General features: G+C 47.6%; 25 protein-coding genes. 20 read left to right on the top strand and 5 right to left on the bottom strand.

Annotated features, from left to right (window positions below):
* Positions 1-62: 62 nt before the first annotated feature.
* Both B5D42_RS09025 and rlmN read right to left on the bottom strand, forming a co-directional pair.
* Positions 63-806, bottom strand: coding sequence for an ANIS5 family metal-binding protein (locus B5D42_RS09025; protein WP_139367072.1), 744 nt, complete (start codon positions 804-806; stop codon positions 63-65).
* 127 nt (positions 807-933) lie between these two features.
* Entirely contained in the window at positions 934-1,989 is a 1,056-nt protein-coding gene (gene rlmN, locus B5D42_RS09020; RefSeq protein ID WP_078831155.1) for a dual-specificity RNA methyltransferase RlmN, read from the bottom strand.
* Between the two features lie 118 nt (positions 1,990-2,107).
* Between rlmN and B5D42_RS09015 the strand changes: the two genes are divergently transcribed.
* Entirely contained in the window at positions 2,108-3,301 is a 1,194-nt protein-coding gene (locus tag B5D42_RS09015; RefSeq protein WP_078831154.1) for a thiolase family protein, read from the top strand.
* On the opposite strand, the gene B5D42_RS09010 is transcribed toward B5D42_RS09015, so the two are convergent.
* The 3 genes from B5D42_RS09010 to B5D42_RS09000 all read right to left on the bottom strand — a co-directional run bounded on the left by B5D42_RS09010 (position 3,302) and on the right by B5D42_RS09000 (position 5,797).
* Positions 3,302-3,787 (bottom strand): hypothetical protein, encoded by a 486-nt coding sequence (locus B5D42_RS09010; protein WP_139367071.1) that lies wholly within the window; start codon positions 3,785-3,787, stop codon positions 3,302-3,304.
* A gap of 172 nt (positions 3,788-3,959) precedes the next feature.
* Complete coding sequence (gene hisS / locus B5D42_RS09005; RefSeq protein WP_078831152.1) at positions 3,960-5,321, bottom strand: histidine--tRNA ligase; 1,362 nt, start codon at positions 5,319-5,321, stop codon at positions 3,960-3,962.
* Positions 5,318-5,797, bottom strand: a complete 480-nt coding sequence (locus B5D42_RS09000) for a low molecular weight protein-tyrosine-phosphatase (protein WP_078831151.1) — start codon at positions 5,795-5,797, stop codon at positions 5,318-5,320. The genes hisS and B5D42_RS09000 overlap by 4 nt, the downstream gene beginning before the upstream one ends.
* A gap of 225 nt (positions 5,798-6,022) precedes the next feature.
* Here B5D42_RS09000 and B5D42_RS08995 point away from each other — a divergent pair, with 225 nt between their 5' ends.
* From B5D42_RS08995 to B5D42_RS08905, 19 genes are all read left to right on the top strand, one after another.
* Positions 6,023-6,256 (top strand): hypothetical protein, encoded by a 234-nt coding sequence (locus B5D42_RS08995; RefSeq protein ID WP_078831150.1) that lies wholly within the window; start codon positions 6,023-6,025, stop codon positions 6,254-6,256.
* Position 6,257: 1 nt separating this feature from the next.
* Positions 6,258-7,187 carry a PstS family phosphate ABC transporter substrate-binding protein gene (locus B5D42_RS08990; RefSeq protein ID WP_176112956.1) on the top strand — a complete coding sequence of 310 codons (930 nt, stop codon included), beginning with the start codon at positions 6,258-6,260 and terminating at the stop codon, positions 7,185-7,187.
* A gap of 24 nt (positions 7,188-7,211) precedes the next feature.
* Complete coding sequence (locus B5D42_RS08985) at positions 7,212-8,954, top strand: tetratricopeptide repeat protein (RefSeq protein WP_078831148.1); 1,743 nt, start codon at positions 7,212-7,214, stop codon at positions 8,952-8,954.
* An 85-nt stretch (positions 8,955-9,039) separates the two neighbouring features.
* Entirely contained in the window at positions 9,040-9,441 is a 402-nt protein-coding gene (locus B5D42_RS08980) for an NADH-quinone oxidoreductase subunit A (protein WP_078831147.1), read from the top strand.
* 88 nt (positions 9,442-9,529) lie between these two features.
* Entirely contained in the window at positions 9,530-10,120 is a 591-nt protein-coding gene (locus tag B5D42_RS08975; protein WP_078831146.1) for an NADH-quinone oxidoreductase subunit B, read from the top strand.
* A gap of 75 nt (positions 10,121-10,195) precedes the next feature.
* Positions 10,196-10,702 carry an NADH-quinone oxidoreductase subunit C gene (locus tag B5D42_RS08970; protein WP_078831145.1) on the top strand — a complete coding sequence of 169 codons (507 nt, stop codon included), beginning with the start codon at positions 10,196-10,198 and terminating at the stop codon, positions 10,700-10,702.
* A gap of 90 nt (positions 10,703-10,792) precedes the next feature.
* Positions 10,793-12,025 (top strand): NADH-quinone oxidoreductase subunit D, encoded by a 1,233-nt coding sequence (locus B5D42_RS08965; RefSeq protein WP_078831144.1) that lies wholly within the window; start codon positions 10,793-10,795, stop codon positions 12,023-12,025.
* 48 nt (positions 12,026-12,073) lie between these two features.
* Positions 12,074-12,574, top strand: coding sequence for an NADH-quinone oxidoreductase subunit NuoE family protein (locus B5D42_RS08960; protein ID WP_078831143.1), 501 nt, complete (start codon positions 12,074-12,076; stop codon positions 12,572-12,574).
* A 9-nt stretch (positions 12,575-12,583) separates the two neighbouring features.
* Positions 12,584-13,018 carry a nuclear transport factor 2 family protein gene (locus B5D42_RS08955; RefSeq protein WP_078831142.1) on the top strand — a complete coding sequence of 145 codons (435 nt, stop codon included), beginning with the start codon at positions 12,584-12,586 and terminating at the stop codon, positions 13,016-13,018.
* 33 nt (positions 13,019-13,051) lie between these two features.
* Complete coding sequence (gene nuoF / locus B5D42_RS08950; protein ID WP_078831141.1) at positions 13,052-14,410, top strand: NADH-quinone oxidoreductase subunit NuoF; 1,359 nt, start codon at positions 13,052-13,054, stop codon at positions 14,408-14,410.
* 61 nt (positions 14,411-14,471) lie between these two features.
* A complete protein-coding gene (locus B5D42_RS08945; RefSeq protein WP_078831140.1) occupies positions 14,472-15,569 on the top strand; it encodes an NADH-quinone oxidoreductase subunit G in 1,098 nt (365 codons plus the stop codon).
* Between the two features lie 14 nt (positions 15,570-15,583).
* Positions 15,584-16,636: an NADH-quinone oxidoreductase subunit NuoH gene (gene nuoH / locus B5D42_RS08940; protein WP_078831139.1), complete on the top strand. Its 1,053-nt coding sequence runs from the start codon at positions 15,584-15,586 to the stop codon at positions 16,634-16,636.
* 75 nt (positions 16,637-16,711) lie between these two features.
* Positions 16,712-17,248 carry an NADH-quinone oxidoreductase subunit NuoI gene (gene nuoI, locus B5D42_RS08935; protein ID WP_078831138.1) on the top strand — a complete coding sequence of 179 codons (537 nt, stop codon included), beginning with the start codon at positions 16,712-16,714 and terminating at the stop codon, positions 17,246-17,248.
* Between the two features lie 69 nt (positions 17,249-17,317).
* Positions 17,318-17,818 carry an NADH-quinone oxidoreductase subunit J family protein gene (locus tag B5D42_RS08930; RefSeq protein WP_078831137.1) on the top strand — a complete coding sequence of 167 codons (501 nt, stop codon included), beginning with the start codon at positions 17,318-17,320 and terminating at the stop codon, positions 17,816-17,818.
* A 74-nt stretch (positions 17,819-17,892) separates the two neighbouring features.
* Complete coding sequence (nuoK, locus tag B5D42_RS08925; RefSeq protein ID WP_078831136.1) at positions 17,893-18,228, top strand: NADH-quinone oxidoreductase subunit NuoK; 336 nt, start codon at positions 17,893-17,895, stop codon at positions 18,226-18,228.
* 93 nt (positions 18,229-18,321) lie between these two features.
* Complete coding sequence (nuoL, locus tag B5D42_RS08920; RefSeq protein ID WP_078831135.1) at positions 18,322-20,244, top strand: NADH-quinone oxidoreductase subunit L; 1,923 nt, start codon at positions 18,322-18,324, stop codon at positions 20,242-20,244.
* 27 nt (positions 20,245-20,271) lie between these two features.
* The gene (locus B5D42_RS08915) at positions 20,272-21,702 is read left to right on the top strand and encodes a complex I subunit 4 family protein (protein ID WP_078831134.1); all 1,431 of its coding nucleotides are present in this window, start codon (positions 20,272-20,274) and stop codon (positions 21,700-21,702) included.
* Between the two features lie 96 nt (positions 21,703-21,798).
* The gene (locus B5D42_RS08910; RefSeq protein ID WP_078831133.1) at positions 21,799-23,193 is read left to right on the top strand and encodes an NADH-quinone oxidoreductase subunit N; all 1,395 of its coding nucleotides are present in this window, start codon (positions 21,799-21,801) and stop codon (positions 23,191-23,193) included.
* A gap of 86 nt (positions 23,194-23,279) precedes the next feature.
* Positions 23,280-24,554 (top strand): ABC transporter permease, encoded by a 1,275-nt coding sequence (locus B5D42_RS08905; RefSeq protein ID WP_078831132.1) that lies wholly within the window; start codon positions 23,280-23,282, stop codon positions 24,552-24,554.
* Positions 24,555-24,608 lie beyond the last annotated feature (54 nt).

Raw genomic sequence — 24,608 nt, 5'->3', positions numbered from 1 at the left:
AAAAATAAACCCCTCCTCACAGGGTGAGAAGGGGTTACCGGGGGGTATATTCAAATCACGGTCTATCTGGTTCTTTTGTCAAAACGCCTGTCGCCGCCTTTCCTGCCATTCATTGAAAATTCTTTCAGCTTTGCTTTCTGTTCTTCTGTAAGAACGGAAGATGTGGTTTCCTGCTGTGTTTTCAGCAAGGCTTTCATCTGCTCTCTTTTCTGCTCGCGGCCGAGAGATGTATTTTCATGCAGTGCCTTTAATTTCTCCTGCGTACTTGCCTGGCTGGCTTTAATCTTATTCACCTGTTCGTCGCTGAGCCCCGCAGCCAGCTTCATTTTTTCCAGTCGCGCCGCGCCCTGGGCCTGTGCATTGATCTGCATGCGTTTACGGTGATCAGCTATTTGTTTTTTCTGCTGGTCCGTATAAATACCCTGGAGTTCATCGTGCTGTTTTTTCTGCAACGCGCCTGCCTTTGCCCTGTATTCGGCGAGGGTTTGTTTGTCGTTCTTTTTCAAGTCGTCAAACTGTTTCCTGTACGACTGCCTGATCTTACCTGCCTGCTCACGCTGTGCAGGTGAGAGTGCAACGGGTGGTATTCCCTTGCCACGAAAACCGTGTCTTCCACCTGCGAACTCATGCCTTCCGCCTGGTTTGCGTTTGTCGAAACGGGGACCTGGTTTACCGTCACGTTTGTGCATCGGCATTACATGTGTTGAATCCTGTCCGGGTTTTCCCTGTCGTGCGGGCGGACGCTGTGCTGTTGCAAATAATGCGAAAACAAGTAAACTGCTGCTGAGTAAAACTATTTTTTTCATGGTTTCATTGCTTTGTTTCAATGTATCTGACGCATGCTGACAGTACGGGTTTAACGCGGAAACTGCGCAATACATATCTTAACGAAGCATTATAGGCGAATGCCGCAACTGTGCCGGTAATCGCTTATCAGGCAGGAATAGACTCTTTATTTGCAAGCTGACCACAGGCAGCATCGATGTCTTTGCCCCTGCTTCTGCGAAGTCTTGCATTCACACGGTTAGATTCCAGTACCTGCATGAAATGCTGTATGCTGTCCTCGTCCGGTTTGGTGAACTTGAATGCATCTATCGGGTTGTATTCGATAATATTGACAAGATCGGCCGGAACCTGGCGGTATATTTTAACAAGTTCTTCCGCATCCTTTTCTCCATCGTTCAGGTCTTTGAAGAGAATGTATTCGAGTGTGATCTCGTTACCGGTCTGCTTGTAGAAGTAATTGAGTGCTTCGATCAATACTTTGATATTGTTCGATTCATTGATCGGCATGATCTGGTTCCGTTTCTCATCATTTGCAGCGTGCAGCGACAATGCCAGTTTGAAACGCACTTTATCATCGCCCAGTTTTTTGATCTGCTTGGCAACACCTGCTGTAGATACCGTAATCCTTTTAGGGCTCATGAAAAGCCCGTCTTCAGAAGATATTTTCTCTATTGCCTTCATCACATTGCTATAATTGAGCAATGGCTCGCCCATGCCCATGAAAACAATATTGGTCAGTTTCTGTTCGTATACCTTTTCACTTTGCTGGTTGATGAGTACAACCTGATCATAGATCTCATCGAAGCCCAGGTTGCGTTTACGGTCCATATAACCCGTTGCACAGAATTTACAGCTCAGGCTGCAGCCTATCTGCGATGAAACGCAGGCTGTTTTCCGGTCTTCTGTAGGGATCAGCACACCTTCCACCAGGTGATCATCGTAAGTTTTGAAGCGGCTTTTAACGGTACCGTCCGCACTGTATTGTGTGGCATCAACCCGTAATGCAGGCAGGGAGAAGCTGCTGCTCAGCCTGTTACGCAGTTCCTTGCTGAGATTGGTCATGGCCTCGAAGCTGTGTGCATGCTTTTGCCAGAGCCATTCCTCCACCTGTTTGAGGCGGAATTTTTTCTCACCTGCTTTTTCAAACCAGGCGCCAAGCTCTTCGGCAGACAAGTGCCTTATATTCGGTAACTGCGTATTCATACTGCAAAGATAGCATCATCAGGGTATTTTACTGTTTTATACTGTTCATATGAAATCCTAATAAACTTATCTTGCAGCGCAATTCACCATACCTGTTCGCCAGGAAACGATTAAGCATATGAAAACCTGTTATGTTATAGATGCGGTAAGAACACCAATCGGCCGTTACGGCGGGAAGTTAAGCACCATCAGGCCCGATGACCTGCTTGCTCATGTGATCAGTGCTATTTTAAAGCGTAATCCCGACGTAGACCCTGCTGCCATTGAAGACGTGATCGCAGGTGCCGCTAACCAGGCCGGCGAAGACAACCGTGACGTGGCAAGAATGGCAGCATTGCTTGCAGGCTTACCGGTAACAACAGGCGGCAATACCGTGAACAGGTTATGTGCCAGCGGCTTACAGGCCGTAATGGATGCATCGCGCGCCATCATGTGCGGAGAAGGTATGTTTTATATTGCAGGCGGAGTGGAAAGCATGACCAGGGCTCCCTTCGTAACAGCAAAAAGCGAAGCAGCCTGGAGCAGGAAAACAGAAACATTCGATACAACCATCGGCTGGCGCTTTGTAAATAAAAAGCTGGCAGAAATGTACCATCCGTACAGCATGGGTGAAACAGCTGAGAACGTGGCCAAACAATGGCACGTAAGCAGGGAGGAGCAGGACCGTTTCGCACTTGCTTCGCAGGAAAAATATGCAGCTGCATTGAAGGCAGGAAAATGGGACGATGAGATCATTCCTGTGGAAATGATCAACGACAGGCTGATCAGCTGGTTTGCGCAGGATGAACATCCGCGCGAAACATCACTTGAAAAACTGGCATCGCTGCGTCCTGCTTTTGCAAAAGACGGTACCGTAACAGCAGGAAATGCATCCGGCATCAACGATGGCGCAGCAGCCATGCTGCTGGCCAGCGAAGAAGCGGTGAAACAATTCAACCTGCAGCCGCTGGCGCGGGTAGTGAGCATGGGTATCGCAGGCGTGGATCCTTCCATCATGGGCGTTGGTCCCATTCCCGCAAGCCGCAAAGCTTTACAGCGCGGCGGATTAACAGTAAAAGACCTTAACCTTGTAGAGTTGAACGAAGCGTTTGCATCGCAGAGCATTGCGTGTATGCGCGATCTTGAACTGGATCCTGCCACAGTGAATGTAAATGGCGGATCCATTGCGATCGGTCACCCGCTGGGCTGCAGCGGAGTGCGCATCTCGGCAACTTTATTGCATGAAATGAAACGTGGCCGTCATAAATACGGACTCGCCACAATGTGCGTAGGTGTAGGCCAGGGCGCTGCTGTGATTTACGAAGGACTTTAATTATTTGTAATAAGTTTCGTCGAGGTAAAAAAGACCATCGGATTTCTGCCAGTACCAGAATTTCTTCCGGTATACGCAGTATTTCCCTTTCGCGCTTTTGGAAACGTATTCTTCCGGCACATACAATACTTTGGGAGGGATCATCTTGAAACGATAGATGAGATTCTTCTTCTGCACGGGCGTAAATGAACGAGCGATGATCCTGTAGTTGGCTTTTGATGCAATGGATGCAGGCAGCTTATCTTTTGAGGTAATGACCTTTCCATCCCCATCGATCACGATCATCGGGCTCGCAGCAGTACTTACTTCGGCATCTGCAGAATCAACCACAGGCGGCGTTGGCGGAACCGGAGATACCTGCGTTGGCGGAAGGATCACTGTAACCGGCGGCTCTTTTTTTTGTGTTGATTTGGACGGAGTTGTTTTTTTAGAACAACTGGCTATGAGCAGAATAACCGGAAGATATAAGTAAAGGAGTCGCTTCATACCTGTTTTTCTCCCAAACAACCCAATATTGTGCCAGAGGTTCAGATAACAGGCATAAAATACCGGCAGCAAAGCATTTATCTTAAATAATGAATGATATGCTGCCGGTAGAATGCGGGGTGTTTTTTCCCCAACTTTTGGAAAGTTTTAAAACTTTCCAAAAGTTTAAAAGTTAAATGCTGACTTTTTCATACAGCGAGGCCTGCGCCACTGTTTCCTGTTTGCCTTCTTTCAGGTTCTTGATCACACAGGTATTTTCTGCGAGCTCGGTACTGCCGATAATTACAACAAAGGGGATCTGTTTTTTCTCCGCGTATTTGAATTGCTTGTCGAACTTGCTGTTCTCATGATAGAGTTCGCAGGCAATCCCTGATCCGCGTAACTGCTGCATCAGTTCAAAAGCTTTTTTACTTTCTGCATCGCCAAGATTAAAGAAAAGGACTTTACTGCCGGTCTGTACTGCTTCCGGGAATAAGTTCAGTTCTTCCATCACATCATAAATACGGTCCACGCCAAAGCTGATACCTACACCGGGTACATTCGGAACGCCGAAAAGACCGGTAAGGTCATCATAACGGCCGCCGCCGCCGATGCTTCCCATCTGCACATCCAATGCTTTTACTTCGAAGATGATGCCGGTATAATAATTAAGGCCGCGGGCAAGCGTAAGGTCTGCCACCAGGTTATGCTGCTGACCGGTGTAGCCCAGCACGAATTCGATCTCTGCAATACCTGCGAGGCCTGTGGCATTGTTGCCGATAAGCTGGCGGAGCTGCTGCAGTTTTTCTTCGTTGCTGCCGCTGATGGAAAGGTATTGTTCGATCCTGGTCACCTGTTCTGCAAGCAGGCCTCTTTGTAATAATTCTTCTTTTACTTTCTCCAGCCCGATCTTGTCGATCTTGTCGATAGCGATGGTAATATCAACCATTTTATCACTACCACCGCAGAGTTCAGCAAGTGCAGCCAGTATTTTACGGCTGTTGATCCTGATCTCAACACGCACACCGAGTTTTTCAAAAACGGTAGCGTAAATATTTGAAAGTTCTACTTCATTCAGCAAACTGTTACTGCCTACCACATCTGCATCGCACTGGTAGAATTCGCGGTAACGGCCTTTCTGCGGGCGGTCTGCGCGCCATACAGGTTGCACCTGGTATCTTTTGAACGGCAGTGTAAGCTGACCGTAATTCATCGCTACATAACGGGCAAAAGGAATGGTAAGATCATAACGTAACGCCCTTTCGGTAATACCTTTTGTGTTTTTTCCATCGAGCACTTTTTCGAAATCGGCGCGCGCCTGCTCGTGTTTGGCGGAATTGTCGAGCCCGTTGTTGAGTATTTTGAAGATCAGTTTATCACCTTCTTCGCCGTATTTACCCATCAGGGTATCAAGGTTTTCCATGGCCGGTGTTTCCAGTGGCTGGAAGCCGTACAGTTCAAAAACAGAACGAATGGTATTAAAGATATGGTTTCGTTTACGAACCACAGCTACGCTGAAATCCCTTGTGCCCTGTGGTAATGACGGTTTGCTCATATAGTACAATTAATAATTGGTGAGGAATATTTGGCGATCACCTGCTGGCAGGCTTTATCCAGCATATCATAAACAAGATGATAATCTTTTTCGGTGCCATACCACGGATCAGGAACATTCCTGTTTTCGCCCGGGTATGATTCGTTGAGCAGTAAAGAAACTTTTTTATCATTCCACCTGCTGCCACAGATCTTTTTTACATCCTGGTAGTTGCTGGAATCCATCACATAGATATGGTCAAAATTGTCTATATCTTCTGCACGGAACTGTCTGGAACGCTGCAGAGCTATATCCACGCCATTGAGCGAGGCGATTTTCTGCGACAGCACATGCGGGGCTTCCCCGTTGTGGTAACCGGAAGTACCAGCGCTGTCTACTTCCCAGCCCAGCCCCAGCTTCAGGGCTTTATGATGCAGAATGCCTTCTGCCAGCGGGCTGCGGCAGATATTACCCAGGCAAACCATAAGTATCCTCATAACCGCAAAGATAATAGCACACAGGGAGTTTTGAAGGGAGAACACTAAAGAGCTGTTAAACACGGGAAGCTGCCGTATTCACCCGTACATGGATTTATGGAAAAAAATCATATAAGCATCTCTACTTTGGAAACAGGTTGATTTGTTTGAAATTGGGTTGCAAATTCTACGAACCGAATACAATTATTAACTAAATTGCCCACCCGGGTTTTAACAAATTGTAAAATGGCGAACGATTTTAGAGAGAAACAGCAGAAAAGTTATACTTTGATGCGCAGGGTATATGACTTTGCAATGGCGTTGTTGATCCTTGGAATGGCTGTTGTTATGTTATTTGCAGAACAGCTCCGGATTGAGCAGCTGAGCGGCATCGATAATATGTTCCGTTACCTGTTTGGAGGCATTTGTGTATTGTATGGCGGATTCAGGTTATACAGGGGATTCAAGAGCGATTATTAAGATGAGAAAAGCTGGTTTGTTATATGGAATTGTGCTGGGAGGGATGCTGTTGATCTTCAACGCATGCAAAACGACCCCGGATAAAGCTGATAAAAGGGATACCCCGCAGGAAGGCAGTATTCGGATTAGTGTGGATGAAAGTTTTAAACCGGTGATTGAAGAGCAGCTGCACGTGCATCATTCTTCTTTTCCCAACACCAATATCCATGTAACCTATACGTCTGAAGCAACGTGTTTCCGCGATCTGCAGTCAGACAGCACCCGCATGATCATTGTGGCACGCGGGCTGAACAAACAGGAGAGCTCTTTTTATAAGGATAAGTTATCATATACACCGCAGTATGCCGTGCTGGCATACGATGCTGTAGCTGTAATTATAAATAAGGACGCAAAGGACAGTCTGTTCACCATGGAGCGGCTGAAAGCGATCCTTTCCGGAAAGGAAAAAATTACAGCAGTGATGGATGGCCAGAATGCAACCAGTACCGTACGTTTCCTGAAAGACAGCGTTTTGCGCGGCGGTAATTTCGGAAGTAATGTTGTGGCAGAACAGAACAGTCTCGGTGTGATCAACCAGGTATCGCAGCGAACAGATGTGATAGGCTTTGTAGGCCTCAGCTGGGTAGGCGACAGCTACGATCCGGCACAGCAGGAGTATATGAAAAAAATAAGACTGGGTCTTGTAGAATGTGTTAATTGTACCGAGAAAGGCTTCTTTGCAAAGCCTTCACAGGCAACTATAACATATATGCAATACCCTTTGGCACGTCCCTTGTACTACGTGCTGAAAGAAAACACAGCCGGGCTTGGTACAGGATTCATGAACTTCATGAGCCTGGAAAGAGGACAGCTGATATTCAGAAGCGCCTTTCTTGCCCCGGCAATAATGGCCCTGGATAAAAGAACAAGTAGTATTAAAGATTCAGATTAATAGAACAACTATAAAAACAGACAAATGAAGAAGATCGTTTTATTGATGATGGCTGCGCTGATGCTGGGAAAGTCGCTGATGGCACAACTCGCTGATGGGATCAAGAACCTGAGTTACGAGAAGTACAACACGGCAAAAGACCTCCTGAAGAAAGCGTATGATGCCAATCCAAAGGATCCGCAGACCATATACTGGTATGGACAATCACTGGTAGCCAGTGATCTGGCTCCTACCAAAGATGCTATTAAAGCAGCAAAAGATGTATATCAGAAAGCTATGCAGGAACTGGGCAGCGATGCCTGGCTGCTCGTAGGTATGGGCCATATGGAAATCCTGGAAGGCGGCGATATCAATGCTGCCAAACAGAAATTTGAGCAGGCAATCACTGCAACAACAGAAACAAAAGGTAAAAATAAAGGCAAGCCGAATCCTTCTATCCTGAATGCGATCGGTCGTGCGAATGCAGATGGCGACAGCAAACAGGGAGATCCTGCCTATGCGATCGACAAACTGAAACAGGCCGGCGCTATCGACCTCACCAATGCTGATATCTTTATCAATATGGGTATCAACTACCAGAAAATGGGTGGTGAATACGGTGGTGAAGCGGTAAAAGCTTATACAGAAGCAATTGCACGTGATCCTAAGAACGCCAGAGCGAAATACCGTATCGGCCGTATTTACCTGAGCCAGAATAACAAGGAATTGTTTGAGCAGTTCTTTAACGACGCGATCGCTGCTGACCCGGCTTTCCCGCCAGTATACTATGCATTGTATAACTACTATTCTGACAAGGATATCAACAAGGCAAAAGAATACCTGGATAAATATGTAGCAGCAGCAGATAAAGATCCGCAGAACGATCTGTTCCTGGCAGATTACCTGTTCCGCGCGGGCCGTTACAGTGAGAGTATTGCAAAAGCGAAGGAAATAGAAGCCAGCGCCGGAGCAACACCGATCCCTGCACTGCAACTGGTATATGCATATAACTACGACAGGAGCGGAGATTCCGTACAGGCGAAAGCAAACATCGAGAAATATTTTGCAACCATTCCTCAGGAAAAGATCAAACCTGCAGACTATGAGCTGGCGGTAAAGATCCTGTCTAAATTCCCCGGAAGCGAAGATGCAGCGGTAGGATATATCGAGAAAGCAATGGCCAATGATACATCAACCGAGAACCGTCTGAACTACACCAAACTGGCAGCAGGCCTGTATGCGAAAGCAAACAATCCCAAAAGTCAGCTGGTATGGCTGAAGAAAAATGCAGCACTGAAGAAAGAAATGAGCAATACGGATTACTATTACCTGGTTGACGCAACCGTTAAGGCGGGCGAACTGGACGAAGCCGCTAAACTGAGCGCTGAGTACATCCAGAAATTCCCTGACCAGATCTATGGATACCGTTTTGCAGCCCAGGTAGCAATGGCACAGGATGTAGACAGCACCAAGGGAACAGCAGTACCTTTTGTAGAGCAGTATATCACATTCCTGTCTAAAGACCAGGCGAAAAATGCGAACCTGATCAAAAGGCAGTATTATTATATCGCAGTATTATATGCAGATAAAATAAAAGATTATACAAAAGCACTTGAAACTGTAGACAAAATCCTGGCGATCGATCCGGAGGACAGTTTTGCCAAGCCGGCAAAAGAGCAGCTGACAAAAGCACTGTCTAAACCACCTGCCCCTGCCAAACCTGGCCCTAAATCAGGCGCAACCAGCGGCACCAGCTCCAATGCAAAAGCAAATGGCACTGAAAAATAAATTGATAAAAAACTCCCCAAAAACGGGGAGTTTTTCATTTATATGCCTCGCTGGCTTACATTTGCGTGACAATTAATGTTTTAACATGAACTGGCCATTTTTGTTGTTAGATGCGGCTGATAATAATTCAGTTGCAAATTATTTCCCGATCGGTATCCAGTTGATCTTTGCCGCAGGCTTTGTGGCAACGATGATTGGTGTATCACAGTTGCTGGGTCCGAAGAGGAAAACTGCCGATAAACTTGAAACTTTTGCGAGTGGTATCGAGAATCATGGCGATGCAAGGCAACCGGTAGCGATCAAGTATTTCCTTGTAGCGATCCTGTTCGTATTGTTCGATGTGGAAGTGATCTTCTTTTATCCGTATGCAGTAAACTTCCGCGAGCTGGGCTGGAGTGGTTTTGGAGCAGTTCTGATGTTTGTTTCTTTCTTCCTGATAGGCTTTATCTATATCATCAAGAAAGGTGCCCTTAAGTGGGAGGATTAACAATATGATTAACAGTTGGCAGCCGGCAGGGCATGATCGTTGTGCGATTGTAAGTGATAACCGGTTTGCTGAATTAATATAAAAGATTATGGCACGTCCTGTAAGATTTAATATTCATCCGAAAGAAGGAGACATCAACAGCGCTGTTGCAGTGGCGGAAGCCCCTGCAGGCTATTCCGGTGATGGCTTCTTTACAACCAAGCTGAGCGATGTGGTTGGCCTTGCGCGTAAGAACTCGATCTGGCCGCTGCCTTTCGCTACGTCCTGCTGTGGTATCGAATTCATGGCTACCATGGGTTCGCATTATGATATCTCGCGTTTTGGTTCCGAACGTGTGGGCTTTTCACCACGTCAGTGCGACCTGCTGATGGTGATGGGTACCATCGCCAAGAAAATGGCACCGGTACTGCGTCAGGTATACCTGCAGATGGCTGAGCCACGCTGGGTACTGGCAGTAGGAGCCTGCGCATCGAGCGGCGGTATCTTCGATACTTACAGCGTACTGCAGGGTATTGACCAGGTAATACCGGTAGACGTTTATGTTCCTGGATGCCCGCCAAGACCCGAAGCGATCCTGGATGGTTTTATGAAGATCCAGGAACTGGTAGGTCAGGAAAGCATCCGGCGCAGGAACAGTCCGCAATACCAGGCATTGATGGACAGCTACGGAATTCAGTAATCTTTTGTTTCCCCTGAGAAACGGAGGGAAATAAAAGTCATTCATAAAAAACAAGTATCCCTGCGGGGTTTGGGTATGGAATTAAGCAACCAATATATTCAACAGCGACTGACAGAGAAGTTTGGCGAACAGGTCTTCAACTTTGAAGATACCTACGGTATGCTCAGCTTTGAAGCGCCCAAAGATCAGAACCTGAAAGTAATGCAGTTCCTGTACGATGATGCAGAACTGCAGTTTCGTTTTATGACAGATCTCTGCGCCGTAAACTACCCGGATCAGCCGGGCCGGGAACTGGCAGTAGTGTACCATCTGCATAACCTGCGCGACAATGTACGTATCCGTTTCAAAGTATTCACAAGTGTGGCGGAGCCGGATGTGTATACTGCATCCCAACTCTTCTCCACAGCCAACTGGATGGAGCGCGAAACCTATGATTTCTACGGAGTGAATTTTGTAGGGCACCCGAACCTGAAGCGGATCCTGAATGTAGATGAGATGGATTATTTCCCTATGCGCAAGGAATATCCGCTGGAAGACCAGACCAGGATCGACAAGGATGACGAAATGTTCGGAAGGGGATAATAAATGCGGTGATAGCTGAAGAGCAGATAACCGCTGAAGTGAGTGACACAACAAAGTTGAACAGATATTTTTAAGCTGGTAACACAATAAATGATGTTAACACAGGATCAACATATTAAGCTGCCGGAAGGCTCTATAGAAACACAGACCACAACGCTGAACGTAGGGCCAACGCACCCTGCAACACATGGTGTGTTTCAGAATATCATGGAACTGGACGGCGAACGTATTGTTTCTACAGAACAGACCGTGGGTTATATCCACCGTGCTTTTGAGAAACTGGCAGAACGCAGGCCGCTTTACCAGATCACGCCGCTGACAGACAGGCTGAACTATTGCAGCAGCCCGATCAACAACATGGGCTGGCACCTTACCTGTGAAAAATTGCTGGGTGTTAAAACACCAAAGCGAGTAGACTATCTCCGTGTGATCATCATGGAGCTGGCGCGTATCTCGGATCACCTGATCTGTAATTCAATTGTAGGCGTGGATACCGGTGCGTATACGGGCTTCCTGTATGTAATGCAGTACCGCGAGCTGATCTATGAGATCTATGAAGAAGTGTGCGGCTCGCGCCTCACAACCAATATAGGCCGTATCGGGGGCTTTGAAAGAAACTTCAACAATACCGCGTTTACAAAACTGGAAAAATTCCTGAAAGAGTATCCGAAAGTGCTGAAGGAGTTCGAGAACCTGTTCTCCCGCAACCGCATCTTCATGGAGCGTACGCAGGGCGGCGGTGCCATCAGTGCGGAAAGAGCATTGAATTATGGTTTTACAGGTCCGAACCTCAGGGCCGCAGGTGTAGATTACGATGTGCGTGTGCATGCACCATACAGCAGCTACGAAGATTTTGAGTTTACGGTTCCGGTGGGTACTACGGGCGACAACTATGATCGCTTCCTGGTGCGTAATGCAGAAATGTGGCAGAGCCTTTCCATCATAGAACAGGCATATCAGAAAATACAATCATTCACCGGCGCGGAAGCGGAAGTATACCATGCAGATGTGCCGGAATATTATCTTCCTAAAAAAGAAGATGTATATACGAAAATGGAAGCGCTGATCTGGCATTTCAAGATTATCATGGGTGAAGTGGATATGCCGAAAGGCGAAGTATACCAGTCAGTAGAAGGCGGTAACGGTGAACTGGGTTTTTACCTGATCAGCGATGGCGGAAGAACGCCGTTCAGGCTGCATTTCAGGAGGCCCTGCTTTATCTATTACCAGGCTTATCCCGAACTGGTTACAGGCAGCATGCTGAGCGACGCGATCGTGACCATGAGTAGCCTGAACCTGATTGCAGGTGAACTGGATGCATAAGAAGAACCAAGAGAAACACATAAACGAACAACAAATAATTAACCAGCAATGGTGAAATTTTCAGAAGAACAACTGGCAGAATTCAATCGCCTGGTAAGCCGCTATCCGGAAGGAAAACAAAAAAGCGCCCTGCTGCCGGTATTGCATCTTGCACAGGACAGCTTTGGTGGCTGGCTGAGCGCCGAGACAATGGATTATGTGGCAGAAATGCTGCAGATCTCTTCCATAGAAGTGTATGAAGTAGCTACTTTCTACAGCATGTACAACCTGAAACCGGTAGGCAAATACATGTTTGAAGTATGCCAGACCGGCCCGTGCATGCTGCGTGGAAGCGATGATATCATTGCCTATATCGGCGAGAAGCTGGGTATCAAACCGGGAGAAACTACCAGCGATGGTATGTTTACGCTGAAAACCGTAGAATGCCTTGGTGCCTGTGGTTATGCACCGATGATGCAGCTCGGCAAACATTACCGCGAACACCTGACCAGAGAAAAGGTAGACGCGATCATTGAAGAGTGCAGAAGCAAGGCTGCGAACATGAACTAAAGCAATAAAATGAAACAACTTTTAACCTTTATACTGATGCTCGCAACCGCCGGTGCCGTGTTGGCCCAGGGCGGTAAGGAGCAGAAAGTGATGAATAAAATAAAGGCACTGAACAAAGCTGTTTTTGCAGATAAGGACAGCGTGGCGCTGAACGCGCTTTTGTCGGATAAAGTGAGTTTCGGTCATTCTACCGGTAAGCTGGAAGACAAACAGGAAATGATCAGGAACGCTGTAGCGAACACCATGACCTATGAGGATTTTAAAATGGACAGCGCTACGGTATTCATAGAAGGCAATACCGCCATTGCAAGGCATATTTTAAAAGCCAGGACAATGGACAAAGGAAAAGAAGGCGTTTTACGTTTGGGAATATTGCAGACCTGGGTAAAGAAGAAAGACAAGGATTGGGAACTGGTAGCAAGACAAGCCGTAAAACTGCCATAATTATTCGGGTGATAAATAAGATTCAGTCAGGTTATGAGTATAAAACTATTATTAGAGAAAGCACACGTAGAAGGCATCCGCTATTTTGATGTCTATCGCCGTGAAGGTGGCTACCGCAGCGTGGAGAAAGCGCTGAAGGAAATGGGTCCTGAAGCGATTGTGGAAGAGGTGAAGAAGAGTGGCCTCCGCGGACGTGGCGGTGCAGGTTTTCCTGCGGGCATGAAATGGAGTTTCATTGCCAAGCCCGAGGGTGTTCCGCGTCACCTGGTATGTAATGCCGATGAGAGTGAGCCCGGTACTTTCAAAGACCGCTACCTCATGGAATTCATTCCGCACCTGCTGATCGAAGGCCTGATCGTATCTTCTTTTGCGCTCGGCTCCAATGATACTTATATCTACATCCGCGGCGAATATGCCTGGATCGTGGATATCCTTGAGCAGGCGATCAGCGAAGCAAAGAACAACGGGTTCCTGGGTAACAATATCCTGGGTACCGGTTTCAATTGTAACATACATGTACAACGCGGTGCAGGTGCTTATATCTGTGGCGAAGAAACCGCGCTGATCGAATCACTCGAAGGTAAACGTGGTAACCCGCGTATCAAACCTCCGTTCCCTGCCGTACAGGGCGTATGGATGCGTCCCACAGTGGTGAATAACGTGGAAACACTTGCGGCGGTTGTGCCTATCATCAATATGGGTGGTGAGGAATACGCCAAGATCGGCGTAGGCCGTTCTACCGGAACCAAGCTGATCTCTGCCTGCGGCAATATCAACAAACCCGGTGTTTACGAGATCGACATGACGATATCTGTAGAAGAATTTATTTATTCAGATGAATATTGCGGTGGTATCGCCAACGGTAAAAAACTGAAAGCATGTATTCCGGGTGGTTCATCGGTGCCGATTTTACCAGCAAACCTTCTGCTCAAAACAGCCAAAGGTGAAACCCGTTACATGAACTATGAAAGCCTGAGCGACGGCGGTTTTGCCACAGGCTCCATGATGGGTTCGGGCGGTTTTATTGTGCTGGATGAAGACCAGTGCGTGGTACGCCATACACTGAGCCTTGCGCGTTTCTATCGTCATGAAAGCTGCGGACAGTGTTCGCCATGCAGGGAAGGAACCGGCTGGATGGAAAAGATCCTGAAGAACATCGAATACGGAAAAGGAAAACTGAGCGATATCGATCTGTTATGGGATATCCAGCGCAAGATCGAAGGAAATACGATCTGTCCGCTGGGTGATGCAGCAGCATGGCCTGTAGCCGCTGCGATCAGGCATTTCCGTGATGAATTTGAATGGCATGTGCTGCATCCGGAAGAAGCGCAGCAAAGGAATTACGGACTGGCGCATTATGCCGACCCGATCCATGTGCCAGCAACAGCGTAGTGAAAAAAGAATAATCAATGGATACACTGCTTTTGAAAAGGGCAGTAAGAAATAAAAGAATATGTCGGAACAGCAACTCTTTAAAGTAACCATCGACAACATCACCATCGAAGTACCGGCAGGAACAACCATCCTGAATGCGGCACGCCAGATCGGTGGTGAAGTAGCGCCACCGGCCATGTGCTATTACAGCAAGCTGGCAGGCAGTGGCGGTAAATGCCGTACCTGCCTGGTGGAAGTAAGCAAAGGCTCAGAGAAAGATCCGCGCCCGATGCCCAAGCTGGTAGCTTCCTGCCGTACCACCGTTATGGATGGAATGGAAGTGAAGAACATCACCAGCGAAAAAGTAGTGGATGCAAGAGCAGGTGTAGTAGAGTTCCTGTTGCTGAATCACCCGCTCGACTGCCCGATCTGCGACCAGGCCGGCGAATGTCACCTGCAGGATCTGAGTTACGAACATGGCAAAGAAGGTACCCGCTACGAGTTCCAGCGCAGAACATTTAAAAAGCACGATATCGGACCTTATATCCAGCTGCACATGACGCGTTGCATTCTTTGCTACCGCTGTGTATTCACTGCAGACCAGCTCACCAGCAAAAGAGAGCATGGTGTGCTCGACAGGGGCGATCATGCGGAAATTGCAACATTCATCGAAAAGAGCCTCGACAACGAATTCATCGGCAATGTGATCGATGTTTGCCCTGTGGGTGCGCTCACCGATAAAACATTCAGGTTCAAGAACCGCGTATGGTTCCTGAAACCTGTTGAAGCACACCGTGATTGTCCTACCTGCAGCGGTAAAGTAACCTTGTGGAACAGGGGCGATGAAGTATACCGTGTAACGGCAAGAAAAGACCAGTGGGGCGAAGTGGAAGAATGGATCTGTAATACCTGCCGTTTCGAAAAGAAACAGACAAGCGACTGGGTGATCGAAGGCCCGCGTCTTGTAGACAGGCATTCTGTGATATCTCAGGGACACTATGCAGGTTCGGTAGGTATGCATAAACCTGCTGAAACGTTCGCAGCGGTGAACGATGGCCGCAGTCCGAAGCTGATGATGGACATCCATGATGTGAGTAAAGTGAACAGGAACGAAATAACGCTGAGCCTGATCAACGGCCCTGCGCATTCAACAAACTTTAATTCTACCAAAGACTAATTGTAAAATAACTCATGACACTACTTGCTATTGATTGGGGATTATTGATTGAAAAGCTGGTGCTGATCGCAGTGGTTGTTTTCGGCAGCCTTGGCATTGCGTTGTATACCACTTTTGCAGAACGTAAAGTGGCAGCTGTGCTGCAGGACAGGCCAGGTCCAAACCGTGCCGGTCCGTTCGGGTTGCTGCAGCCGTTTGCGGATGGCCTCAAGCTTATCATGAAAGAAGAGATCATTCCCAATACATCCAACAGGGTACTGTTTATTCTCGGCCCCGGGCTGGCCATGACGGCAGCGCTGATGACCTGTGCGGTGATTCCGTGGAGCAGCCATGTGGAGATGTTCGGCAGGAAAATAGAACTACAGATCGCAGATATCAATATCGGGATCCTGTACATCTTCGGTGTGGTGAGCATGGGTGTTTATGGTATTATGATCGGAGGTTGGGCATCTAACAATAAATTCTCGCTGATGGCGGCTTTGCGCGGCGCATCACAGGCAATCAGTTACGAACTGGCTATGGGGCTTTCGCTGATCGCAGTGCTGATGCTTTCCGGTTCGCTGAGTCTGAAAACAATAGTGGAAGAGCAGATGGCACAGGGCGGACTGTGGAATATCGCCTACCAGCCGCTGGGCTTCCTGATCTTCTTTGTGTGTGCGCTGGCAGAATGTAACCGTACGCCATTCGATCTGCCGGAAGCGGAGAATGAACTGAACTTCGGTTACCACCAGGAATATTCGTCAATGAAACTTGGTTTTTATCTTTTTGCCGAATATGTGAATATGATCATGAGCAGCGCGGTGATGGCCTGCCTGTTTTTCGGAGGCTACGATGTACCGTTCCTCGATGAAAGCACGCTGGCACCGAATATCGCGGCTATAATAGGAGTAGCGGCATTGCTTACCAAGATCGTGATATTTATATTTGTGTTCATGTGGATCCGCTGGACAATCCCGCGTTTCCGTTATGATCAGCTGATGAACCTGGGCTGGAAAACAATGATCCCGCTGGCATTGGTGAATATGCTGATCACAGGGGCAGCGATACTCTGGAAAGCAGGTGTATAGGAGCCAGATAAAATTGGTATCAATAGGCGATAAAAATATTTTTGCAATCATTTAAATTCCCATGAGGAACAGGTTATGCAGGCATTAACAAACAGGGCACAGGCAGTTAACAGGAAACCCATGACGATCATGGAAAAACTCTACCTGCCTTCTATTGCCAAGGGAATGGGCATCACGTTCAGTCATATATTCAAGAAGCAGCCTACTATTCAGTATCCCGAAGAAAAACGCCCGTTCAGCCCGGTATTCCGCGGCTTGCATGTGCTGAACCGCGACGAAGAGGGAAGGGAGCGTTGTACGGCCTGTGGTTTATGTGCTGTAGCCTGCCCGGCAGAAGCCATCACCATGGAAGCGGCAGAGCGTTTACCGGGAGAAGAAAACCTGTACCGTGAAGAGAAATACGCGGCGAGGTATGAGATCAATATGCTGCGTTGCATTTTCTGCGGACTTTGCGAAGAAGCTTGTCCGAAAGATGCGATTTATCTCAGTGAAACATTTGCACCGGCCAATTTTGCAAGAAAAGGATTTATATACGGTAAGGATGATCTGCTGATCCCCGATCCCACAAAAGATCCGGCAGGATTCGCCGCGGCAAAAGGAGAAGGTCAGTAATCCAGGAACCGGACATGTAGATCAATACATATTTATAACAACTTACAGACCGAAGCTAATTGCTATAAAATGAGTACGATTCAAATATTATTCTTTTTTCTTACAGCGCTGGCGCTCTTCAGTGCGATCATGGTGTTGGTAAGCAAGAACCCGGTGCACAGTGTATTGTGGCTGATTGTGGTATTTTTTGCCATATCGGGTCATTATGTATTGCTGAATGCGCAGTTCCTGGCCATTGTAAACCTGATCGTATACGCAGGGGCCATCATGGTATTGTTCCTTTTTGTGATCATGCTGATGAACCTGAACAGTGAAGCTGAACCCCGTAAACATATCTGGATGAAAATGGCAGGCGTTATCTCAGGCGGCTGTTTCCTGATGGTACTGGTATCGCTGGTACGCCAGGCAACTGATATGCAGCAGCGCACGGCACTGATGGGCAGCGGAAATGTAGGCCTGATCAAAAACCTGGGTAAAGCATTGTTCAGTGATTATGTGGTGCCTTTTGAAATCAGCAGCGTATTGTTCCTGAGTGCTATGGTAGGAGCGATCGTGATCGGTAAAAAATAAAAACCCGGCAAGTCCGGATAAGAATATTAACAGGCGCTTAAATGCGTTGCAATCAATAACGGAGGAAGCAGAATATGCCAATACAATATTATATCTACCTGTGTCTCGCACTGTTCAGCATCGGTATCATCGGCGTACTGACGCGCCGTAATGCGATCGTTGTTTTCATGTGCATAGAACTGATGCTGAATGCCGTGAACCTGCTGCTTGTCGCTTTTTCAAAAATGCACCACGGTGCGGCACTGGCCATCGATTCAACTACAAAAGCGGGTATCGACGGGCAGTTGTTTGTATTTTTTATCATGGTAGTGGCAGCGGCGGAAGTAAGTGTGGGACTGGCCATTATTGTAATGATGTACCGGAATACGCATTCGGTGGACATCAATTTTCTCAACAGGTTAAAGAATTGATCCTGTGCCCTGCACAAGATCTGAGAATAGTAACTTAAAGTTTAATCAAGCATCTTAACAGGTGCATTAAAAGTCCCTCCGGGGATTTAGGGTATGAGCAAACTTGTTTATTTAGTTCCTTTATTTCCCCTGCTGGGGTTCCTCATCAATGGATTGGGAAGAAAGTCACTTTCCAAGACCATGGTAGGCATTGTGGGCAGTGGTGCCATACTGGCGTCGTTCATTGTGAGTCTGTGCATCTTTTTCGATGTGAAAGAACATGGCGCTACGGTAGTGAACCTGTTCAGCTTTATCCGTACCGAAAGTTTCAGTATTCCGTTCGCTTTCCAGGTAGACCAGCTGTCTTCTGTTTTCCTGCTGATCATCACCGGCATCGGTTTCCTGATCCACCTGTATTCTTCGGCATATATGCATGAGGAACCGAATGAGCATTTTGGAAGATTCTTTGCTTACCTGAATCTTTTCGTTTTCTCCATGCTCCTGCTGGTGCTCGGCGCGAACTATGTGATCATGTTCATTGGCTGGGAAGGTGTGGGGCTCTGCTCTTATCTCCTGATCGGTTTCTGGTTCAAAAACGATAATTACAACTACGCGGCCAAAAAGGCATTCGTGATGAACCGGATCGGTGATCTCGGCTTCCTGCTGGCTGTATTCTGGCTGCTCTTCAAATTAGGTACCGTAACCTATGGCGATGTGTTTGCCAATGTTGCGCAGCTCAGTACTTTCGATATCACTGCCATCACTATGCTCCTGTTTGTAGGTGCAATGGGTAAGAGTGCGCAGCTGCCGCTTTATACCTGGCTGCCGGATGCGATGGCGGGTCCTACACCCGTATCTGCGCTGATCCACGCTGCAACCATGGTAACAGCCGGTATCTACATGATCGCGAGAAGCAATATCCTTTATACCCTCGCACCTGCCACACAAACTGTGATAGCTGTGGTAGGCCTGGCAACGGCGATTTTTGCCGCAACCATCGCACTGAAACAAAACGATATTAAAAAAGTACTGGCTTATTCAACGGTGAGTCAGCTGGGTTATATGTTCCTGGGTCTTGGTGTAGGCGCTTATACAGGCGCGGTATTCCACGTAATGACACACGCTTTCTTCAAAGCCCTGTTATTCCTCGGTGCCGGTTCTGTGATCCACGCGATGCACCACGAGCAGGATATCCGCAAAATGGGTGGATTGAAAAAATACATGCCGGTTACCCATATTACTTTTTTACTGGCCTGTCTTGCCATCGCAGGTATTCCTCCGTTTTCCGGATTCTTTTCGAAAGATGAAATACTCATGGCAGCTTATGGCAAGAACCCGCTGTATTATTATATCGGACTTGGCGGCGCACTGATGACCGCATTTTATATGTTCCGTTTATACACCATGACTTTCCTCGGTAATTTCCGCGGAACGCATGAGCAGCAGCATCACCTGCATGAGAGCCCGTCGGCAATGACCATTCCGCTCATCGTACTGGCGATCCTTTCTGTAGCCGGCGGCTGGATCGGCATTCCGGATGTGATGATCGAACACGGGCACCAGCTGGAACATTTCCTCGCACCGGTCTTTGCTGAGTCTGCAAAACTGGCGGAACACCATCACCTCGAAGCATCAACTGAATATATGTTCATGGGTGTATCAACCGTAGCGATCATCATCGTGATCATCCTGGCGGTGAATGCATACCGTAAATACCAGGATAACGGTGCAGAAAACACAGGTCTTGGCAAAGTGCTGGAAAATAAATGGTATATCGATGAACTCTATGATGCCGTGATCGTGAACCCGCTGAACGCACTGGCAGGTTTCCTGAAAAATGTGGTAGAGAAAAGCGGTATCGATGGCGTTGTGAACGGGGTAGGCCGGCTGGTAGGTTATGGATCGAGGCAATTGCGCCTGCTGCAGAGCGGACAGGTAGGCAATTACATCCTGGTGATGGTACTGGCCATGGTTGTGTTTGTACTGATATGGTTCAATGACCAAACGATCATGGATTTCCTTAGTAAAATATTTTAAACTGCTTAGGCTAGATAAAGAAAAGATATGATTCCTGTTTTACTGATATCGGTTCCGTTGGTAGGAGGCCTTGCCAATTTTTTCCTGAAAGAGGGAAGCCTGGCAAAAACCTGGGCTCTGCTCGCGTCTGTAATTACGCTGGCTGTAGCTGTGGCAGGCGTTTGTTGTTATCCTGCGCAACAGAGTTTCGATGCAAGCTGGATACAACCGCTGGGAGCCCGCTTCTCGCTCAGCCTCGATGGTATGTCGAAAATGCTGACGCTGCTTACTGCCGTATCCTTCCCGCTCATTTTCGGCGCCACTTTTAAGAACAACTACCAGAAGCCTGCCAGTTTCTACGGACTGATGCTGCTTGCACAGGCGGGTCTGATGGGCGTATTCCTGGCTACTGATGCACTACTGTTCTACTTCTTCTGGGAGCTCGCGCTGATCCCCGTTTACTTCCTCTGTTCGATCTGGGGCGGAGAAAGAAGGATCCAGGTAACATTCAAATTCTTCGTATACACATTCGTAGGCTCTTTGCTGATGCTGATAGGAATACTCGTGATCTATTTCCAGACACCGGATCATTCCTTCGCACTGCAATCTTTTTATAGTGTTAAACTGCAGGGAGCTTCACAGCAGTTTGTATTCTGGTTGTTCTTCCTGGCATTCGCCATCAAGATGCCGGTATTTCCTTTTCACACCTGGCAGCCCGACGCTTACGAGCAGTCGCCAACGGCAACCACTATGGTACTGAGCGGTATCATGGTGAAAATGGGAATCTTCGCAGTGATCCGCTGGCTGCTGCCGGTATTCCCGGATGCTGCTGCACATTACAGCAAACTGATCATTATATTATCTGTAACCGGTATGCTGTATGCATCGCTGATCGCTATCAGGCAGGATGACATCAAACGAATGATCGCTTATTCATCTATCGCGCATATCGGTCTGATGTGTGCAGCCATATTCGCAATGAACAAACCAGGCCTCGAAGGCGTGATGATACAAATGTTTAACCATGGTATCAACGTGATCGGTTTGTGGATCGTGGCAGATGCGATTGAGAAACAACTGGGAACCCGCAGGTTCAGTGAATTGGGTGGTCTGGCGCAAAAAGCACCGGCACTGGCGATCCTGTTCGTGGTGATGGCATTCGCCAATATTGCACTCCCGCTCACCAACGCATTTGTGGGCGAGTTCCTGATGTTCAACGGATTGTTCCGTTATAATATATGGATCGCCGCGGTAGCAGGGATCAGCATTATACTGGCAGCAGTATATACGCTGAACAGTGTGCAGAAAATATTTTATGGCAACACGGTTACAGCAACAGCGAATGCGCAGGAAGCGAATAAAAATGTGCAATGGGTACTGGTGATCATCACCCTGCTGATCATTGCGCTGGGTGTATATCCGCAACCGCTGATCGATCTTACCAAAGACACGGTGAACGCGGTAATGGCAGGACGTTAAAAGCAGGTATTCTAACGGATACCGGGAAGAAAAAATATTCTATCATTTTGAAAGCTGAAAGGCTTTCAGCAAAAGCCCCCCGGGGTTTTGGGTTTTATGAATGCAATTATATTTTCGGCATTAGCAGGTGTGGTGATGATGTACAGCGGCATTATCACAAGCAAAAAGACTGTAATAAAATACATTGCAGCTATCGCGCTCGTGGTACTGATCGCGGCGAACCTGTTGCAGGTATATGGTATCTGGCAGATCAGCGTGGATACACGCGATATGCTCAGCTTCGAGAAGTTCGGACTGGTATTCAATACACTTGCATTCACTGCAACGCTGATCTATGTATTACTGAGCGGAAAAGAAATAGAGAATGCCGGTGTAAATGTTGCTGAATATTTTGCGCTTATCTTCTTTGTATTGTGCGGTGTGAGTATACTTTCATCGTTCAACGGCCTGCTGATGATGTTCCTGGGTATCGAGATCCTGACGATCCCGCTTTATATCTTAACCGCATCCGACAAACGCAACCTGAGAAGCAATGAAGCATCACTCAAGTATTTCCTGATGGGATCATTCTCTACAGGAATCATGCTCATGGGTATTGCACTGGTGTATGGTGCCACAGGTTCTTTTGCATTACATACCAATGCCCCGGTCGCGCTTTCCGCAACCGGAGGTATCAAAGCATCCTTCCTTGAAGTAGCAGGTATGATACTGATGTTTGTGTCGATGGCATTCAAAGTATCGGCTGCTCCCTTTCATTTCTGGACGCCGGACGTGTACGATGGTGCTCCGGGCGTATTCACTTCCTTTATGGCTACAGTGGTAAAAGCTGCCGGCTTTATCGCCTTTATCCGCCTGTTTGAAGGACATACAGCGATATTGGGACCAACCTGGAAAATATTACTCGCATTCGTGATCGTGGCCACCCTGCTGATCGGTAACGTTACTGCAGTATTCCAGCAGAGTGTGAAAAGGATGTTGTCGTATTCAAGTATTGCGCAGGCGGGCTTTATGCTCTTTGCATTGTACAGCAGCAATGATATGGCGAAAGAAGGGCTGTTGTTATATTCTGTAGCCTACAGTCTGGCCACCATCGGCATCTTCGCCGTGCTGATCAAGCTGAAGGATTATGCTTTCGATGACTTTAACGGACTCGGAAAAACGCACCCTGCACTTGCTTTCGCTACAACGGTTTGCCTGTTGTCGCTGGCCGGTATCCCGCTTACGGGTGGTTTCTTTGCGAAGTACTATATGCTGGCTTCTATGGTAAAAGAAGGCGGACCACTCTGGCTGCTGATCGTTGCGGTATTATTTGCAGCGGTTAGCGTGTACTATTATTTCAGGGTAATACAGGCTATGTATTTCAAAGAAGGTACCCCATCCGTACAGACAGAGATCACATCCGGCTTTAAAGCGGGCATGGTACTACTGGCGATCCTCATCATCCTTTTGGGAATTGCGCCTTCGCTGGTACTGAACCTGTTCTATTTTTAGCCATTCCTCATATTTATCCCGGCAGTCTTTGCCGGGATGGGCAATCTCAGCTATCTTAGTGGGAAGTTGAATGAAATATTGTTGACATGACAACGCTCGATTCTCTTTCACTGGCCTGGCGGACTGTACGCAGCAATAAACTGCGCACGGGGATCACTGTTGCTATTATCGCTTTCGGTATTATGGCGCTGATCGGTATTATTACCGCCATTGAAGCCATGAACCAGAGCCTGAAAGAGAGCTTTTCTTCTATGGGTGCGAATGCCTTCAACATCCGGTTCAAAGAATCACGGGTGCGGATAGGAGGCGGGAATACGGAAGTAAAAAAAACAGTACGCGGCCGAAAGGCAAAGAAATCAAACCTCGGCAAACCCATCCGTAAAGAAGACGCAGAGTTCTTCAAGAATAATTATCACTTTCCGGGAGCAATGGTGAGCATATACAGGCGGGGCCCGGGTGCACAGGAGATTCATTACGAAGAGAAAAAAACCAATCCGCAGATCAATTTATGGGGTGGTGATGAGAATTACCTGCAGGTAAACGGTTATACTGTACAGGCAGGACGGAATCTCAACAGCCTCGATGTGCAGAGCGGAAGAAACGTTTGCCTGATCGGCAGCAATGTGGCATCCACACTTTTTGGCGAAAGACCGGAACGGGCAGTGGATAAGATCATCCGCATCGGAAGTATGCCATACCGCGTGGTGGGCCTCCTGAAAAGCAAGGGCTCAAGTGCTATGATGCGTCAGGATGATGTGATCATCACCTCCTATACCAATATCCGCCGGTTCGAAAATATTACACCTTCCTATATGGTAGGCGTAATGGTTGGCAATGTAAATGAGCTGGAAGCCGCTACGGATGAAGCCACTTCGGTTTTCCGTGCAGTGCGCAAACTGGAACCCATGGAAGAAGAGAATTTTGTGATCGAACGCAGCGATAAGTTTGCAGAAATGTTCATCGGCTTCCTGAGCAGCATTACCGGTGCAGCCAGCGCCATCGGTCTTATCACACTGATCGGTGCGGCAATCGGGTTAATGAATATTATGCTTGTGGCGGTAAATGAACGCACCAAAGAAGTAGGACTGATCAAAGCCATTGGCGGAAAGAGCAGCAATGTACGGCAGCAGTTCCTGTTCGAAAGTATGATCATCAGTCTGCTGGGTGCTTTATTCGGTATCATACTCGGCGTCCTGGTCGGAAATATATTCGGCATCATTCTCAAAACCGGCTTCATAGTGCCCTGGGCCTGGGTGATCATTGGTATTGTGATCTGTTCGGTTGTTGGTCTGGCCGCAGGTATTTATCCTGCCATGAAAGCCGCAAGGCTCAACCCGATCGTGGCACTGCGTTATGAATAGGAAAAGATATATTGAACGATAATAAAAAAGACTGCATGTATTGCAGTCTTTTTT

It is taken from the genome of Sediminibacterium ginsengisoli (assembly GCF_900167075.1).
GTDB classification, from domain to species: Bacteria; Bacteroidota; Bacteroidia; order Chitinophagales; family Chitinophagaceae; genus Sediminibacterium; species Sediminibacterium ginsengisoli.
The sequence above is the reverse complement of the archived record's forward strand: the minus strand, read 5'-3'. Positions and strand labels throughout refer to the sequence as shown.